The sequence below is a fragment of the Anaeromyxobacter sp. K genome, from assembly GCF_000020805.1.
GTDB classification, from domain to species: Bacteria; Myxococcota; Myxococcia; order Myxococcales; family Anaeromyxobacteraceae; genus Anaeromyxobacter; species Anaeromyxobacter dehalogenans.
In genome coordinates this window covers 1,932,982-1,947,693 of record NC_011145.1, presented here as the reverse complement: position 1 = coordinate 1,947,693, position 14,712 = coordinate 1,932,982, and the positions used below count along the sequence as shown (strand labels likewise).

Below are 14,712 nucleotides of genomic sequence, written 5' to 3'. Positions count from 1 at the left end.
CGAGGCCGCGCGGTGCCGTGCTTCCGTGCGGGTTGCGCCGCGCGGGCCGCGCTCCGCGGTTACGATGCACGCATGCGGAGCATCGAGAGCGTGGTGGTGTGTGGCGTGGGGGCGGTGGGCGCGGCCGCGGTCGAGCGGCTGGACGCCATGGATCCAGCGTGCGTGACGGTGGTGGCGGACGGTGCGCGCCGCGAGCGACTGGAGCGTGAGGGGCTCACCGTCAACGGGCGACGGTTCTCGCCGCGCGTGGCCGCGCCGTCGGCGCTGACCCCGGCGGATCTCCTCCTCGTCGGCGTGAAGCACGGCGACCTCACGGCCGCAGTCGAGGACGCCCGCCGTGCCGTCGGTCCGCGCACGATCGTCATGTCGCTGCTGAACGGGATCTCCAGCGAGGCGACGCTCGCCGACGCGTACGGCGCCGACAAGGTGCTCCCGGCGTTCCTCGTCGGCAACGACGTGGTGCGCGAGGGGACGCACGTCCGCTACCAGAACATCGGCCGGCTGGTGTTCGGCGCGCCCTCGAACGACCCGGCCGACCCGCGCGTCCTCACGGTGAAGCACCTCCTCGACCGGGCCGGCATCCCGTGCCAGGTCGCCGCGGACATCCGGCGCGAGCAGTGGTGGAAGTTCATGCTGAACGTGGGCGTGAACCAGGTCTCGGCGCTGCTGCGCGCGCCCTACGGCGCGTTCCGGCTCGAGGAGGTCCGCGCGCTCGCCCGCCGGGCGGCGCTCGAGGTGGTCGCGGTCTCGCGGCACGAAGGCGTGGGGTTGGTGGCCGAGGACGTGGAGCGGATCTTCCCGGTCATCGCCGGGCTCGCGCCCACGGGGAAGACGTCGATGCTGCAGGACGTGGAGGCGGGCCGGAAGACGGAGGTGGAGATCTTCGCGGGTGCGGTGGTCGAGCTCGGCCGCCGGCACGCGGTCGCGACCCCCACGAACGCGTTCCTGGGCCAGGCCATCGCGGCGCTCGACGCGATGGCGGCCGCACGCGCGGCCGGGGGCGTCGCATGACCGCGGGCCCCGGGCTCGTCGGCCTGCAGGTCCGGCCCGGCCACCCGGACTTCCTCGACCTGCCATGGGATCTCCCGCTGGCGCGCTGGGGCGAGCGCTGCGCGCGCATCGTCGAGGTCACGCGCGGCGTCTCGCGGCACGACGTGCTGTTCCTCCAGTACGATCGGGCGCTGTACGTCGTGAAGGAGCTGCCGCCGGCGCTGGGCGAGCGGGAGTACGGCGCGCTGCGCTGGCTCGAGGACCGCGAGCTCCCGGCGGTCGTCGCCGCGGGACACGCCCACGTTCGCACCGGCGAGGGCGACGCGAGCGTGCTCATCACGCGGTTTCTCGACCGATCCTTGCCCTTTCGCACCCTGTTCGAGAACGCCGGCCTGGAGACGTACCGGGCGCGCCTGCTCGACGCGATCGCGGGGCTGCTGGTGCGGCTCCACCTCGGCGGCTTCTACTGGGGCGACTGCTCGCTCTCGAACACGCTGTTCCGCAGGGACGCGGGCGAGCTGCGCGCGTACCTCGTCGACGCCGAGACCGCCGAGATGCACGACCCCCTCTCCGACGGCCAGCGGCGGCACGACATCGAGATCCTGGAGGAGAACGTCACCGGCGACCTCCTCGACGTCGCCGCCATGCTGGGCGTCGCTCCGCCGCCCTGGCTGTACGAGACCGGCGCCGCGCTGCGCGGCCGGTACGAGCGGCTGTGGGGCGAGATCACGCGCGAGGAGCTCATCTCCGCCGGCGAGAGCTGGCGCATCCACGAGCGCATCCGTTCGCTCAACGCGCTGGGGTTCACCGTGGGAGAGGTGAAGCTGGAGCCGACCGGCGACGGCAGCCGCCTCCGCATGCGGGCGGTGGTGACCGACCGCGATTACCACCGCGACCTCCTGCACGCGCTCACCGGGCTCGTGGCGGAGGACCGGCAGGCCGCGCTCATGGTGAACGAGATCCAGGAGCTGCGCGCCACGCTGGTGCGGCGCGAGAACCGGAGCGTCGCGCTCGCGGTCGCCGCGTACCGCTGGCTCAACGAGCGCTGGCTGCCGGCGATCCGCAAGCTCGCCCCGCGCCCAGGCAGCGATCCCGCGGAGCTGTACTGCCAGCTGCTGGAGCACAAGTGGTACCTGTCCGAGCGCGCCCGCCGCGACGTCGGCTTCGACGCCGCCCTGGAGGATTGGCTGCGGCGCTTCCCGCCTGGCGCCGCTCGTCCTCCTTCTCCTCCTCATCCCGACCCAGAGTAGTTTTTCTCGCACGCAGGTCCGTCGCGCGGACCGTTCGCCGCGCCGAAAGGCGCGTCAGGACGTGCTTTGGACGTGGCACGCCCGGTGCCATGGGCAACCCACCATGACCGCGCCCCGCCAGATCTGCCCCGGGAAGACGTACTTCGTGACGCGCCGCTGCACGCAACGCCAGTTCCTGCTCCGCCCGTCACCCGAAACCAACACCCTGTTCGGCTACGTCCTCGCAGTCGCCGCGAAACGAACCGGCATCCTCGTCCACACGTGCGTCGTGATGTCGAGCCACGTGCACCTCGTGCTCACCGATCCCGAGGCGCGCCTCCCCGAGTTCTCGCAGTACCTCTGGTCACTGGTCGCTCGCGCGCTCAACGCGTCGCTCGGGCGGTGGGAGTCGTTGTGGGCCCCCTCCAGCTACAGCGCCGTCCAGCTCGAGACCGCCGAGAGCATCGTGGGGGAAACGGCGTACGCGCTCGCCAACCCGGTGAAGGCCGGGCTCGTGCGTTCGGGGCGCGAGTGGCCGGGCCTGTGGCTGGCGCCTGAGCACGTGGGAACGCCGGTGGTCTTCGAGCGACCCGCATTCTTCCGCACCGAGGGCCCCATGCCGGAGGCGGCCCAGCTCACGCTCACCCCGCCGCCAGGCTTCACCGCGGACGAGTACCGCACACGCGTCGAGGCGGAGCTCGCGGCGTCGGAAGAGAAGGCGCGCGCGTCCATCGCGTCCAGCGGGCGCGGTTTCCTGGGGATCCGGCGCGTACTCGCGCAGGACCCGACCACCTCGCCCAGGACCCACGAGCCGCGCCGCAACCTGAGCCCGCGGGTCGCCGCGCGCGATCGGTGGAGGCGGATGGAGGCGCTCGCCCGCCTGCGGTCGTTCCAGAGCGCCTACCGCGAGGCGCGAGCGCGCTTCAGCGCGGGGATACGCGACGCGCTGTTCCCAGCCGGCACGTACCTGCTCCGCGTCATGCACGGCGTGCGCTGCGAGGCCCCTTCCTAGCGCACGGATCAGCACACGCCGTCATCGTACCCGTCAAGCGGCGCTCGCCGACGAGGGCCGGTACACCTGCACCTGAACGGCGGCGGTCACGCGCACCGGCTCGTCGAGCACGGCGACGCGCGCGGCGAGGACGTCCGGCGAGGTGTGGTGGGCCGATGGTCCCATGCCGGCGACGGCGAGGACGTCGGCCCGCGCGAGGGAGAGCGTCCAGGCGAGCGACTCCGAGAACGCGAGCGCGAAGTGGCCCTCGAGCGCCTCGGATACCCGGCGTGCCTTGTCTGGATCGACCTCGAGCAGCCCGAGCGGTTCGCGCAGCTCGGCGAGGTGCGCGGGTGCGGGGGTGACGAGCAGCAGCGATCCTCCCGGCACGAGCACGCGCCGAAACTCGGCGGCGTTCCGCGGCGCGAAGACGTCGAGCACCAGCGCGGCGCAGGCATCCGCGACCGGCAGCGGCTCCCAGGCGTCGGCGACGACGGCGGCGAGGCGCGGGTGTGCCCGCGCGGCGCGCCTCGCGGCGTGGCGGGAGAGATCCAGCGCGAGGCCGTAGCGATCCGGGAGCGCCTCGAGCACGGCGCGCAGGTGGTGCCCCGTTCCCGCGCCGACCTCCACGACGAGGCCTTCGGGCCCGGCGTGCGCCTCGGCTGCCCGAGCGAGCGCGGCGCTCAGCGGGGCGAAGTGCCCGGCGCCGAGGAAGGTCTCGCGGGCCGCCACCATGCCAGCGTCGTCGCCGGTTCCCGGTGAGCGTCCGCGAAGCAGGTTCACGTAGCCCTGGCGTGCGAGATCGAACGCGTGCCCGGCCGGACAGCGCAGGGCGCCGGGAAGGGCGGCGAGCGGCGCCCTGCAGACCGGGCAGCGTAGGTGTCGAAGGACCTCGGGAAGCACCGGCCGGGGATGATACGCGAATCCCACCTCTGCGCCGCGACGCGCTACGCTTCTCGCATGCGTCTCGCGTCGCGCCTCGCCATCGGCCTCGTCGCGCTCCTCACCGCCGCCGCGAGCATCGCGGCCTGCACCTCGTCCGCGCCGTACACGCTCGGGGCCGCCGCCGTGAACACGACGCTCGCGCTCGGGGTCGCTGCAGGTCAGCGCGCCGGAGGCGGCTGCTATGCGACGTGCACCGGCGGCACGGTGTGCAACCCCGTGAACGGCATGTGCGAGGCCGCAGCCGCGGAGCAGGTGTGCCAGGAGGCACCGGGCGGCGGGATGCGGTGCGTGCCGGTGTCGGTCCGAGGCATGACGCGCGAGAAGGAGGGTGCGGGCCAGGTGCCGCCGGTGCGCGCCGGCGTGTCGCCCGCCACGGGAACGGTGGCGCCGCCGCCGAACGAAGCGTCGCCGCGCACTGCGCCGTGAGGGCGCGCGGTTCTCGTGCGACGACTCAGGGATCGGCGTCCTCGGGAGCGCTCGCGTCCCCCGGCTCCCTCGGCGCGACCTCATCCGGGGCCCGTCCGGGTTTCGCTCCAGGTGGCCAGACGGGAGCCGGCACCTGGCCATCCTGGAACTTCACCTTCCCGACGAGGATGCATCCCTTCATGCCGGGGCGGCAGTACGCGCCCGCGACCTTCTTGCAGATGCCCTTCAGCTCGTAGCGGCAACTCCAGGAGCTCAAGCCCCCTCCATCGGATGATCCATCCGGCACGACCGCCGCCGGCGCAGGACCGCTGTCGGACGAAACGACTCTGGGTCAGGTCCGGGGGTCCTGTGTCCGGCGAAATGACTCTGGGTCGGGACGTATCGGGAGTGTAGCCGAACGGGACGGCGGCGCACTCCCGCGCTTGCGCCAGGCGCCGGGCGGGGCCTCGCCTGCTTCGGGGTTCGCGGCTGGCCGCGCCGGCGGCGGGTGGCTAACTCACAGCGCGGCCGGGTGACCCGGCCGACCGCCCGCGTCAGGAGAGCACCACCCATGGCCATGATCCAGAAGCGCGACGACCCCATGCAGGCGCCGGCCGGAGACCTGCTGCTCGGAAAGGGAGTCGAGTTCGACGGCAAGCTCACCTTCGCCGGCACGGTCCGCATCGACGCGAAGTTCACCGGCTCCATCACCACCGAGGACGTCCTGGTCGTCGGCGAGCAGGCGCGCATCGACGCGCAGATCACCTGCGGCACGGTCATCGTCCACGGCGAGGTGAACGGCGACATCAAGGCGAAGACCTCGGTCGAGCTGCACCACACGGCACGGGTCCGCGGCGACATCGAGACCCCGTCGCTCTCCATCGAGAAAGGCGTCGTGTTCCAGGGCTCCACCCGCATGCCGGGCGCCGGCGGCGATCGCGGCGGAGCGGTGAAGCCGGTGACGCCCGCGGGCACGCCGTAGCCGCGCGGCCGGGCCCCCGGTGTAGCATCCGGGCGAATGTCCGGCTCCCCTTCCTCCGCTCCGCGTCCGCCCGCCCACCCGTCGCTCGCCCAGCGCTGCGCCCGGGCCGTCCTCCGCGCCGCCGGATGGCGCGTGGATCTGCCCTGGCCCTCCAGCCCGCGCTGCGTGATCGTCGTCTACCCGCACACCTCGAACTGGGATTTCGTGCTCGGGTACCTCGCGAAGGTCTCGGCGGCGCTGCCGGTGCGCTGGGTCGGGAAGCACTCCTTGTTCCGTCCGCCGTTCGGCGCCCTGCTGCGGCGCATGGGCGGCATCCCGGTGGATCGTCGTGCGCCCACGGGCTTCCTCGCCGAACTCGGCCGGGAGCTGGCCGAGGCGCCCTGGATGTGGCTGGCGCTCGCGCCGGAGGGCACGCGCGCGCGCACGGATCACTGGAAATCCGGCTTCTACCGGCTGGCGCTCGCCGCGCGCGTGCCGGTCGGGCTCGCGTTCATCGACTACCGGAGCCGCACCATCGGCATGTCGCGGTACCTCGACCTGAGCGGCGACGAGGCCGCCGATCTGGCGCAGATCCGGGCCGCGTATGCCGGCAAGATCGGACGCCATCCCGCCCAGGCGAGCGACATCCGGTTCCGTCCGGGCGCCGCGCCGTGAGGTCAGGGCGGCGTCTGCCCGGAGGCCTCCGCCACCCCGCGGCGCGCCCGGATCTCGCGCACGATCTCCGCGTCGAGCGCGCCCGCCAGCAGCCGCCGCATGGCCGGGAAGATGATCTCCTCCTCGCGCCGGAGGTGGATCTCGAAGTGACGCTCGAGCTCGCCCACCGCGGCGGCCATCGCGCCGGCGAGCGCGGCGTGGCGGGACGGCTCGCGAGCGACGGCCTCGCAGGCCGCGACCAGCCGGCCAAGGGGCTCCTCGTGCTCCGCGTGCTCGTGGGCCATCGACGCGAGCGCCGCGTCCACCTCGGCCTCACGCCCGCGCAGCCGCGGCAGGATCGACTGCTCCTCGTCGTGAGCGTGCAGCGGCAGCGCCTGCGTGAAGTAGCGGCGCACCCGCGACGCCGCCTCCGGCACCTCCGCGAGCTGGTCCGGCCGTGCCTCGGCCACCCGGCGCCCCAGCGCCAGGAACTGCCGGATGCGGTCGTGGCACTCGAGCAGGAGGTCCACCGCGTCCGCGGGCGCCGCCCGCTTTCCGATCACGTTCAGCATGGTCACGCCCCTGCCTTGGCCTCCAGCTCCTTCACGCGCCGCGCGAGCTCCCGCTCGCGCTGAAAGCGCTTCGTCACGTCGCGAATGATGGCGAGCGGTCCGAGCAGCTCGCCGCCCGCGGTCCGCAGCATCTGGATCGTGAACTCGATCGAGATGTTCCGGCCATCCTTCGTGATGGCCGGCACCGCGAGCACGTCGCCCGCGCCGTAGCGGCTCTTGCCGGTCTGCATGGTCTTCATGTAGCCGTCCCAGTGACGGCCGCGGAGCCGCTCCGGGATGATGATGTCCATGGACTGGCCCAGCGCCTCGGCGGCGGTGAAGCCGAAGATCGCCTCCGCGCCCGCGTTCCAGATGCGGATGCGCCCCTCGCGATCGCCGAGGATGAACGCGTCCGGGCTGCCGTCGACGATCTGCTGGTAGATGGCGGTGTCGGTCATTCGGCTCCTCTGCGGGCGGGCGGGCGCTCGGGCACCCGTCCGGAAGGGGCTGCATGGCGGCCCGCCGAAACGACTCTGGGTCAGGGTGGAGACGACCGAGAGTCGTTGGGAGCGCGGGCAGTGGTCCGGCAGTGCCAGCGCCCTGCCATCGACCGGACCAGTCCAATTTCGCGGACTTAACGCACCATCCCCGATTGAGCCACCCATTGTTCGGTGAATTGCGACCCATCATTCGGTGTTCAAACGGCCGGCGGGTGCGCCGATGCGCTCCATCCGGGCCGTGGCGCCTCGGAGGCGGGAGGCGCTTCCCTTGCGGAACCGAGCAGCGTCACGGCGGATTTCGAGCCGGACGCGGCCCGCAGCGGGGCGCGCTGCCGTCGTTGGCACACGGCGCGTAAATGGTTCGAACGTCCGCTTACGGCGAGGCCGACGCCCCGCCGAACGCTGCCGCGCACCCGCTGCCCAGAGACGTCGAAAGGACTGCCTCATGGCCTCCGAGCACCTGCTCCGCGCCGGGGCGCTCGCGTTCCTGCTCGCCATGCCGTCCCCGTGGCTCGCGGCGCAGCAGCCCGCCGCGGAGCCCGCCGCCCCCGCGCCGGCCGAGCCCGCCGCCGCAGCCGCCCCGGACGCCGCCGCGCCGGAACCCACCGCGCCGCCCGGCGACCCGGCCATCGGCCGCGACCTCTTCATCGGCGCGCGCGCGCTCCGGAACGGCGGCGCGCCCTGCGGCGCCTGCCACGCCATCGGCGGCGAGGGCTCCGCGTTCGCCGCGTCGTTCGGCCCCGGCCTGCGCGCCAGCTTCGACGGGCTCGACGCCGCCGCGCTGGACGGCCTGCTGTCCGACCCGCCCTTCCCTTCGATGGTCCCGGTCTACGCCGGCCACCCGCTCGATCCGGACGAGCGCGCCCACCTCTCCGCCTTCCTGCTCGGCGCGGCGGGGAAGCCGGAGCCGGGCGCCGGACGCGCCGGGTGGATCGCCGCGCTGATCGCGCTCGCCTGCCTCGCCGGCATCGGCCTCGGCGCGCGCCGCATCCCGGGCTCCGCCCGCGCCGAGCTGGTCGCCCGCGCCCGCCTCGCCCCGCCGCCGCGGCGGACGCGGCCTTCACAGCCCACCCGGCCCGCGGCGTCTGCCGCGGGGGCCGCACCGACCGCGCCGGCGAAGGCCACGCGCGCGCAGGGAGGAGTCCGATGAGCTGGATCGAGGACGTCATCGCCCCGTCGCAGCGCACCTGGGAGGACCTGTACCGGAGCCGCCACCAGGTGGACAAGGTCGTCCGCAGCACGCACGGCGTGAACTGCACCGGCGGCTGCTCCTGGAACATCCACGTGAAGAACGGGATCGTCGCGCTCGAGACGCAGGCGCTCGACTACCCGCGCTTCTCCTGCGAGGTGCCGGGCTACGAGCCGCGCGGCTGCCAGCGCGGGATCTCCGCGTCCTGGTACCTCTACAGCCCGCTGCGCGTGAAGCACCCGTACCTGCGCGGCACGCTCATGGACCTGTGGCGCGCCGCGCGCAAGGCGCACGCGGACCCGGTGGACGCCTGGGCGTCGATCGTGGACGACCCTGCCTCGCGCGCCGCCTACCAGCAGGCGCGCGGCCAGGGCGGCCTGCGGCGGGCGAGCTGGGACGAGGCGCTCGAGCTGGTGGCGGCCTCCACCATCCACACGCTGAAGCGCCACGGCGCCGACCGCATCGTCGGGTTCTCGCCCATCCCGGCCATGTCGATGCTGTCCTTCGCCGGCGGCTCGCGCTTCCTGCAGCTCCTCGGCGCGGTGAACCTGTCCTTCTACGACTGGTACTGCGACCTGCCGAACGCGTCGCCCGAGGTGTGGGGCGAGCAGACGGACGTGGCCGAGAGCGCCGACTGGTATCACTCCAAGTACATCGTCTCGATGGGCTCGAACGTCGGGATGACCCGCACGCCGGACGTTCACTTCCTGGCCGAGGCGCGCCACGACGGCGCCAAGGTGGTGGTGCTCTCGCCCGACTACAGCATGACCTCGAAGTACGCGGACGAGTGGCTGCCGGTCCACGCCGGCCAGGACGGCGCGTTCTGGCTGGCGGTGAACCACGTCCTGCTGAAGGAGTTCCACGCCGACCGCGAGGTCCCGTTCTTCGCCGACTACCTGCGCCGCTACAGCGACGCGCCGTTCCTCGTCGAGCTCGAGGTGCAGGACGGCCAGGTCACCCCGGGCCGCATGCTCCCGGCGAGCCGCCTCGAGCGCTACGCCGGCGAGGAGCACGGCGACTTCAAGTTCCTGGTGTGGGACGAGGCCGCGGACGCGCCGCGCATGCCGCAGGGCACGCTCGGCTTCCGCTGGCAGCAGAAGAAGGGCCAGTGGAACCTGGAGATGAAGGACGGCCACGACGGCGCGGCGCTCTCCCCGCGCCTCGGCCTCCTCGACGCGCACGACGAGGTGGTGCAGGTGTCGTTCGTGGACCACGCCACCGGCCGGGTCTCCCGCCGCGGCGTGCCGGTGCGGCGCGTCCCGACCGCGCGGGGGACGGTCACCGTCACCACCGTGCACGACCTGCTGTTCGCGCGGCACGGCGTCTCTCGCGGCCTCCCCGGCGACTACCCGGCGAGCTACGACGACGCGGACGCCGCCTACACGCCCGCCTGGCAGGAGCGCCACACCGGCCTGGATCGCCGCGACGTGATCCGCTTCGCGCGCGAGTGGGCCGGCACCGCGGAGCGCACCCAGGGCAAGTGCTCGATCATCATCGGCGCCGGCGTGAACCAGTGGTTCCACGCCGACCTCGCCTACCGCGCCGCCATCACCGGCCTGGTGCTCTGCGGCTGCGTGGGCCGGAACGGCGGCGGCCTCAACCACTACGTCGGCCAGGAGAAGCTCGCGCCGGTGGCGCCGTGGCAGGCGCTCGCGTTCGGCCTGGACTGGTCGCGCCCGCCGCGCCTGCAGAACGCCCCCAGCTTCCACTACGTCCACTCCGACCAGTGGCGCTACGAGGGCGCGGCGGACCTGGGCCAGCTCGACCCGGCGCGGAACGGCCACCCGCTCACCCAGGGTCACACGCTCGACCACCAGGTCCGCGCGGTGCGGCGCGGCTGGCTCCCGTTCTTCCCGCAGTTCGACCGGAGCCCTGCGCAGGTGGTGCGCGAGGCCGAGGCCGCGGGGGCGCGCACCGACGCCGAGGTGGTGGAGCACGCCGTGCGCGAGCTCCGCGACCGGAAGCTCCGCTTCGCGGTGGAGGACCCGGACGCGCCGGCGAGCTGGCCGCGGCTCTGGTTCATCTGGCGCGGCAACGCGCTCATGTCGAGCGCGAAGGGGCACGAGTACTTCCTGCGCCACTACCTCGGCACGCGCCACGGCACGGTGGCGCCGGAGGCGGCGAAGGGCGCGGTGACCGAGGCGACGTTCCGCGAGCAGGCGCCGGAGGGGAAGCTCGACCTGGTGGTGGACCTGAACTTCCGGATGGACACGACGGCGCTCTACTCCGACGTGATCCTGCCGGCGGCGAGCTGGTACGAGAAGGACGACCTCAACACCACCGACATGCACTCCTTCATCCACCCGCTGCAGGCGGCCGTGCCGCCCTGCTGGGAGTCGAGGAGCGACTGGGACATCTTCAAGGCGCTCGCGGAGAAGGTGAGCGCGCTCGCCCGCACCCACCTCCCGGAGAAGGTGCGCGACCTGGTGGCGACGCCGCTCATGCACGACACGCCGGCGGAGCTGGCGCAGCGCGAGGTGCTCGACTGGAGCCGCGGCGAGTGCGAGCCGGTGCCCGGCAAGACGATGCCTGGCCTGGCGGTGGTGGAGCGCGACTACGTGCACCTCCACGATCGCTTCGTGTCGCTCGGCCCCACGATCCGCACCGCCGGCCTCTCGGCGCACGGGATCAGCTGGCCGGTGGACGACCTGTACGACGAGCTGGTGCGCACGCGCCGCACGGTCGAGTGGGGCGGCGCGCGCTACCCGTCCATCGCCGAGGCGCGCGACGCCGCCAACGCCATCCTGCACCTCGCCCCCGAGACCAACGGCGAGTCGGCCTGGCGCGCGTACCACGCGGAGGAGAAGAAGGTCGGGCTCCCGCTCGCGGACCTCGCCGAGAAGACCCGCGGCGTGCGCATCACGTTCGAGGAGCTGGCGCGGCAGCCGCGGCGGCTGCTCGACAGCCCGTGCTGGACCGGGATCACCGGCGGCGGGCGGACCTACTCCGCCTACTGCCTGAACGTGGAGCGGCTCGTGCCGTGGCGCACGCTCACCGGCCGCCAGCACTTCTACCTCGACCACCCGGGCTTCATCGCGTTCGGGGAGGCGCTGCCCACCTACAAGCCGAAGCCGGAGCGCGACGCGGTGCGAGACCTCACCGCCCCGGCCGGCGATGCGGGCCAGGCGCTGACGCTGAACTTCCTGACCCCGCACGGCAAGTGGGGCATCCACTCCACGTACGGCGACAACCTCCGGATGCTCACGCTCTCCCGCGGCATCCACCCGCTGTGGGTGAACGACGAGGACGCCGCCGAGATCGGGCTCGCCGACAACGACTGGGTGGAGGTGGTGAACGACAACGGCGCGGTGGTGACCCGCGCGGTGGTGAGCGCGCGCATGCCGCGGGGCGTCTGCTACCTGTACCACGCGCCGGAGCGCACCATCGGCGTGCCCCGCTCGCCCTCGCGCGGCGGCCTGCGCGGCGGGAGCCACAACAGCCTCACCCGCGTCCGGCTGAAGCCCACGCTGATGATGGGCGGCTACGGCCAGTTCACGTTCGCCCTCAACTACTGGGGGCCCACCGGCAACAACCGCGACACCTACGTCCGCGTCACCAAGCTCGAGGGCGAGCCGCAGTGGTAGCCGCCCGGCCGAGGAACCCATGAACGTCCGCGCGCAGATCTCGTCGGTGTTCCACCTCGACAAGTGCATCGGGTGCCACACCTGCAGCGTCGCCTGCAAGAACCAGTGGACCGACCGGAAGGGCGTCGAGTACGCGTGGTGGAACAACGTGGAGACCCGGCCCGGCACCGGGTACCCGGTGCTCTGGGAGGACCAGGAGCGCCACCAGGGCGGCTGGAAGGTCGAGGGCGGTGAGCTCTCGCTCCGCCAGGCCAGCCCCGGCGCCTCGCTGGGCCGGCTGTTCCACAACCCGAACCTGCCGGTGCTCCAGGACTACTACGAGCCCTGGACGTACAAGTACGACGACCTGTTCACCGCGCCGGCCGGCGACGTGCAGCCCACCGCGCGCCCGGTGTCGCTGGTGGACGGCAAGCCCATCGACATCGCCTCCGGGCCGGCCTGGGACGACGACCTGGGCGGCTCCGGCACCTACGCCGCGAACGACCCCGGCCTGGCCGCGCTCACCGAGGCGGAGCGGACGCAGCTGTTCGACCTCGAGCGGATGGTGTTCTTCTACCTGCCGCGCATCTGCAACCACTGCCTGAACGCGGCCTGCGTGGCGGCCTGTCCCTCCGGCGCGATCTACAAGCGCGGCGAGGACGGCGTGGTGCTGATCTCGCAGGACGTCTGCAAGGGCTGGCGCATGTGCGTCTCGGCCTGCCCGTACAAGAAGGTCTACTTCAACTGGGAGACGGGCAAGTCCGAGAAGTGCATCCTGTGCTACCCGCGGCTCGAGGCGGGCGAGGCGCCGGCCTGCTTCCACACCTGCGTCGGCCGGATCCGCTACCTGGGCGTGCTGCTCTACGACGCCGACCGGATCGCGCAGGCCGCGTCGCGCCCGGACCAGGACCTGGTCGCGGCGCAGCGCTCGCTCATCCTCGATCCCTCCGACCCGGCGGTGATCGCGGCGGCGCGCGCCAGCGGCGTGCCCGACGCCATGGTGGAGTCCGCCCGCCGGTCGCCGGTGTACCGCTTCGTGAAGGAGTGGGAGATCGCGCTGCCGCTCCACCCCGAGTACCGCACCTTGCCCATGCTGTTCTACGTCCCGCCGCTCCTCCCGGCGCTGGCGCGCTCGGCGTCGGACCCGGACGGCCGGTTCTTCACCTCGCTCGAGTCGGCGCGCCTCCCGCTCCGCTACCTCGCCGGCCTGTTCGGCGGCGGCAACGAGGCGGTGGTGGAGGCGGCCTACCGCCGGCTCATCGCGGTGCGCGTGCACCGCCGCGCCGGCCAGGTCGGCGACGTGACCCCGGCGCAGGCGAACGCGGCGCTCGAGGCGGCCGGGCTGCACGCGGCGCAGGCGGACGAGATCCACCGCATGACCACGCTCGCGCCCATGGAGGAGCGGATCGTCATCCCGCCCATGGCCCGCGAGGCGGACACCGAGCCGGCCGTCGAGCCGCAGCCGCGCTCCTCGAGCGGCCTCGGGTTCCTGCGCCCGCTGGGGAGGTGAGCCGATGGAACGCACGCACGCCGAGCTCTGCCGCACCCTCTCCGCGCTGCTCTCCTACCCCACCGGCGACGCCGCCGCGCTGGCGCACGAGGCGCGGGGACTGGCCGGTCCGGGCGCCGCCGCGGCGGCGCTGGGCCGCTTCGAGGACGCCGCCCGCGAGGCCGGCCGCGAGGGGCTGGAGGAGCTGTACACCGCCGCGTTCGACCTGCGCCCGGCCTGCGCGCCGTACCTGGGCGCGCAGCTGCTCGCGGAGGACAGCCCGGTGCGCGGGCCGCTGCTCGCGAAGCTCGCGGAGGTCTACGCCGCCGAGGGCTACCGGCCGCGCGAGGAGCTGGCCGATCACGTGGCCGAGGTGCTCGGGTTCCTGGCGGTGGCGCAGCCGGGCCCGGTGCGCGACGACCTGGTGCAGGACGGCCTCGCGCCGGCGCTCGACAAGATGATCCACGCGTTCGCGGATCGCGCGAACCCCTACCGCGAGCTGCTGGTGGCGGTGCGCGCGGTGTTCGCCGCGCCGGCCGCCGCCCGGCCGCGCGGCGCGGAGGCGAGGCCATGAGCGACACGTTCCTGTTCGCGGTGTTCCCCTACCTCGCGGTCGCGTTCGCGGTGGGCGGCGCCGTCTACCGCCGGCGGGCGCTGGGCGGCTCGGTGAGCGCGCGCTCCACGCAGCTCATCGAGGGGCGCGCGCTGCGCTGGGGCTCGATCGCGTGGCACCACGGCATCCTCGCCATCCTGGCCGCCCACCTGCTCGCGGCGGTCGCGCCCGGCCTCTGGGGCCGGCTGCTCGGCGCGCCGGCCCGGCTGTACGCGCTCGAGATCACCGGGATGGCGCTGGCGATGCTGGCGGTGTTCGGGATCGCGCTCCTGCTCGTGCGGCGCACCGCGCTGGCCCGGCTGACGACGCCGATGGACTGGGTGGTGCTCTCGCTGCTGCTCCTGCAGGCCGCGACCGGGCTGTGGATCGCCTACGCGCTCCGCTGGGGCGGCCTCTGGTACCTGCACACCGCCGCGCCGTGGCTCGCCTCGCTCGCGACGCTCTCGCCGCGGGTGGACGCGATGGCGGTGCTGCCGCCGCTGGTGAAGGTGCACGTGGTGAACGCGTTCCTGCTGCTCGCGCTCGTGCCGGTGTCGCGCCTGGTCCACGCCACCAGCCTGCCGCTCGCGTACCTGTGGCGCGCGCCGCAGCGCGTGGTGTGGCGCCGCGCGCCCTCCCAGGAAGCGAGGTGA

15 protein-coding genes are annotated in these 14,712 nt (G+C 73.5%); 11 read left to right on the top strand and 4 right to left on the bottom strand.

Annotation, left to right across the window (positions count from 1 at the left end):
• The first annotated feature begins 72 nt into the window (after nt 1-72).
• The 3 genes from ANAEK_RS08615 to ANAEK_RS08605 all read left to right on the top strand — a co-directional run bounded on the left by ANAEK_RS08615 (nt 73) and on the right by ANAEK_RS08605 (nt 3,231).
• Nucleotides 73-1,011, top strand: a complete 939-nt coding sequence (locus ANAEK_RS08615; protein WP_012525766.1) for a ketopantoate reductase family protein — start codon at nt 73-75, stop codon at nt 1,009-1,011.
• On the top strand, nt 1,008-2,240 hold the full coding sequence (locus ANAEK_RS08610) for a DUF4032 domain-containing protein (protein WP_012525765.1): 1,233 nt from the start codon (nt 1,008-1,010) through the stop codon (nt 2,238-2,240). Before ANAEK_RS08615 ends, ANAEK_RS08610 begins: the two co-directional genes overlap by 4 nt.
• Before the next feature lie 103 nt (nt 2,241-2,343).
• Complete coding sequence (locus tag ANAEK_RS08605) at nt 2,344-3,231, top strand: hypothetical protein (protein ID WP_012525764.1); 888 nt, start codon at nt 2,344-2,346, stop codon at nt 3,229-3,231.
• Nucleotides 3,232-3,264: 33 nt separating this feature from the next.
• On the opposite strand, the gene ANAEK_RS08600 is transcribed toward ANAEK_RS08605, so the two are convergent.
• On the bottom strand, nt 3,265-4,113 hold the full coding sequence (locus tag ANAEK_RS08600) for a putative RNA methyltransferase (RefSeq protein ID WP_012525763.1): 849 nt from the start codon (nt 4,111-4,113) through the stop codon (nt 3,265-3,267).
• A 57-nt stretch (nt 4,114-4,170) separates the two neighbouring features.
• Here ANAEK_RS08600 and ANAEK_RS08595 point away from each other — a divergent pair, with 57 nt between their 5' ends.
• A complete protein-coding gene (locus tag ANAEK_RS08595; RefSeq protein ID WP_012525762.1) occupies nt 4,171-4,581 on the top strand; it encodes a hypothetical protein in 411 nt (136 codons plus the stop codon).
• A 25-nt stretch (nt 4,582-4,606) separates the two neighbouring features.
• On the opposite strand, the gene ANAEK_RS22775 is transcribed toward ANAEK_RS08595, so the two are convergent.
• On the bottom strand, nt 4,607-4,837 hold the full coding sequence (locus tag ANAEK_RS22775; protein WP_012525761.1) for a hypothetical protein: 231 nt from the start codon (nt 4,835-4,837) through the stop codon (nt 4,607-4,609).
• 294 nt (nt 4,838-5,131) lie between these two features.
• Here ANAEK_RS22775 and ANAEK_RS08590 point away from each other — a divergent pair, with 294 nt between their 5' ends.
• Both ANAEK_RS08590 and ANAEK_RS08585 read left to right on the top strand, forming a co-directional pair.
• Nucleotides 5,132-5,542 carry a polymer-forming cytoskeletal protein gene (locus tag ANAEK_RS08590; RefSeq protein WP_012525760.1) on the top strand — a complete coding sequence of 137 codons (411 nt, stop codon included), beginning with the start codon at nt 5,132-5,134 and terminating at the stop codon, nt 5,540-5,542.
• 132 nt (nt 5,543-5,674) lie between these two features.
• Entirely contained in the window at nt 5,675-6,196 is a 522-nt protein-coding gene (locus ANAEK_RS08585) for a 1-acyl-sn-glycerol-3-phosphate acyltransferase (protein ID WP_232288407.1), read from the top strand.
• A gap of 2 nt (nt 6,197-6,198) precedes the next feature.
• Here the strand turns inward: ANAEK_RS08585 and ANAEK_RS08580 are convergent, their stop codons facing one another.
• On the bottom strand, nt 6,199-6,747 hold the full coding sequence (locus ANAEK_RS08580; protein ID WP_012525758.1) for a hemerythrin domain-containing protein: 549 nt from the start codon (nt 6,745-6,747) through the stop codon (nt 6,199-6,201).
• Between the two features lie 2 nt (nt 6,748-6,749).
• Complete coding sequence (locus tag ANAEK_RS08575) at nt 6,750-7,184, bottom strand: PAS domain S-box protein (RefSeq protein ID WP_012525757.1); 435 nt, start codon at nt 7,182-7,184, stop codon at nt 6,750-6,752.
• A gap of 487 nt (nt 7,185-7,671) precedes the next feature.
• Between ANAEK_RS08575 and ANAEK_RS08570 the strand changes: the two genes are divergently transcribed.
• From ANAEK_RS08570 to ANAEK_RS08550, 5 genes are read left to right on the top strand one after another with little or no spacing between them, the layout of a single operon-like run.
• The gene (locus ANAEK_RS08570; protein ID WP_012525756.1) at nt 7,672-8,376 is read left to right on the top strand and encodes a hypothetical protein; all 705 of its coding nucleotides are present in this window, start codon (nt 7,672-7,674) and stop codon (nt 8,374-8,376) included.
• The gene (locus tag ANAEK_RS08565; protein WP_012525755.1) at nt 8,373-11,999 is read left to right on the top strand and encodes a nitrate reductase subunit alpha; all 3,627 of its coding nucleotides are present in this window, start codon (nt 8,373-8,375) and stop codon (nt 11,997-11,999) included. Before ANAEK_RS08570 ends, ANAEK_RS08565 begins: the two co-directional genes overlap by 4 nt.
• Nucleotides 12,000-12,018: 19 nt before the next feature.
• Nucleotides 12,019-13,488, top strand: coding sequence for a nitrate reductase subunit beta (gene narH, locus ANAEK_RS08560; protein WP_012525754.1), 1,470 nt, complete (start codon nt 12,019-12,021; stop codon nt 13,486-13,488).
• A 4-nt stretch (nt 13,489-13,492) separates the two neighbouring features.
• Nucleotides 13,493-14,041 carry a nitrate reductase molybdenum cofactor assembly chaperone gene (locus ANAEK_RS08555; RefSeq protein ID WP_012525753.1) on the top strand — a complete coding sequence of 183 codons (549 nt, stop codon included), beginning with the start codon at nt 13,493-13,495 and terminating at the stop codon, nt 14,039-14,041.
• Nucleotides 14,038-14,712: a respiratory nitrate reductase subunit gamma gene (locus ANAEK_RS08550; RefSeq protein ID WP_012525752.1), complete on the top strand. Its 675-nt coding sequence runs from the start codon at nt 14,038-14,040 to the stop codon at nt 14,710-14,712. Before ANAEK_RS08555 ends, ANAEK_RS08550 begins: the two co-directional genes overlap by 4 nt.

Excerpts from the sequence above, each read along its gene's own strand:
- ANAEK_RS08615 (WP_012525766.1), top strand. The coding sequence starts at position 73 with ATGCGGAGCATCGAGAGCGTGGTGGTGTGTGGCGTGGGGGCGGTGGGC.
- ANAEK_RS08610 (WP_012525765.1), top strand. The coding sequence starts at position 1,008 with ATGACCGCGGGCCCCGGGCTCGTCGGCCTGCAGGTCCGGCCCGGCCAC.
- ANAEK_RS08605 (WP_012525764.1), top strand. The coding sequence starts at position 2,344 with ATGACCGCGCCCCGCCAGATCTGCCCCGGGAAGACGTACTTCGTGACG.
- ANAEK_RS08595 (WP_012525762.1), top strand. The coding sequence starts at position 4,171 with ATGCGTCTCGCGTCGCGCCTCGCCATCGGCCTCGTCGCGCTCCTCACC.
- ANAEK_RS08590 (WP_012525760.1), top strand. The coding sequence starts at position 5,132 with ATGGCCATGATCCAGAAGCGCGACGACCCCATGCAGGCGCCGGCCGGA.
- ANAEK_RS08580 (WP_012525758.1), bottom strand. The coding sequence starts at position 6,747 with ATGCTGAACGTGATCGGAAAGCGGGCGGCGCCCGCGGACGCGGTGGAC.
- ANAEK_RS08575 (WP_012525757.1), bottom strand. The coding sequence starts at position 7,184 with ATGACCGACACCGCCATCTACCAGCAGATCGTCGACGGCAGCCCGGAC.
- ANAEK_RS08570 (WP_012525756.1), top strand. The coding sequence starts at position 7,672 with ATGGCCTCCGAGCACCTGCTCCGCGCCGGGGCGCTCGCGTTCCTGCTC.
- ANAEK_RS08565 (WP_012525755.1), top strand. The coding sequence starts at position 8,373 with ATGAGCTGGATCGAGGACGTCATCGCCCCGTCGCAGCGCACCTGGGAG.
- narH (WP_012525754.1), top strand. The coding sequence starts at position 12,019 with ATGAACGTCCGCGCGCAGATCTCGTCGGTGTTCCACCTCGACAAGTGC.
- ANAEK_RS08555 (WP_012525753.1), top strand. The coding sequence starts at position 13,493 with ATGGAACGCACGCACGCCGAGCTCTGCCGCACCCTCTCCGCGCTGCTC.
- ANAEK_RS08550 (WP_012525752.1), top strand. The coding sequence starts at position 14,038 with ATGAGCGACACGTTCCTGTTCGCGGTGTTCCCCTACCTCGCGGTCGCG.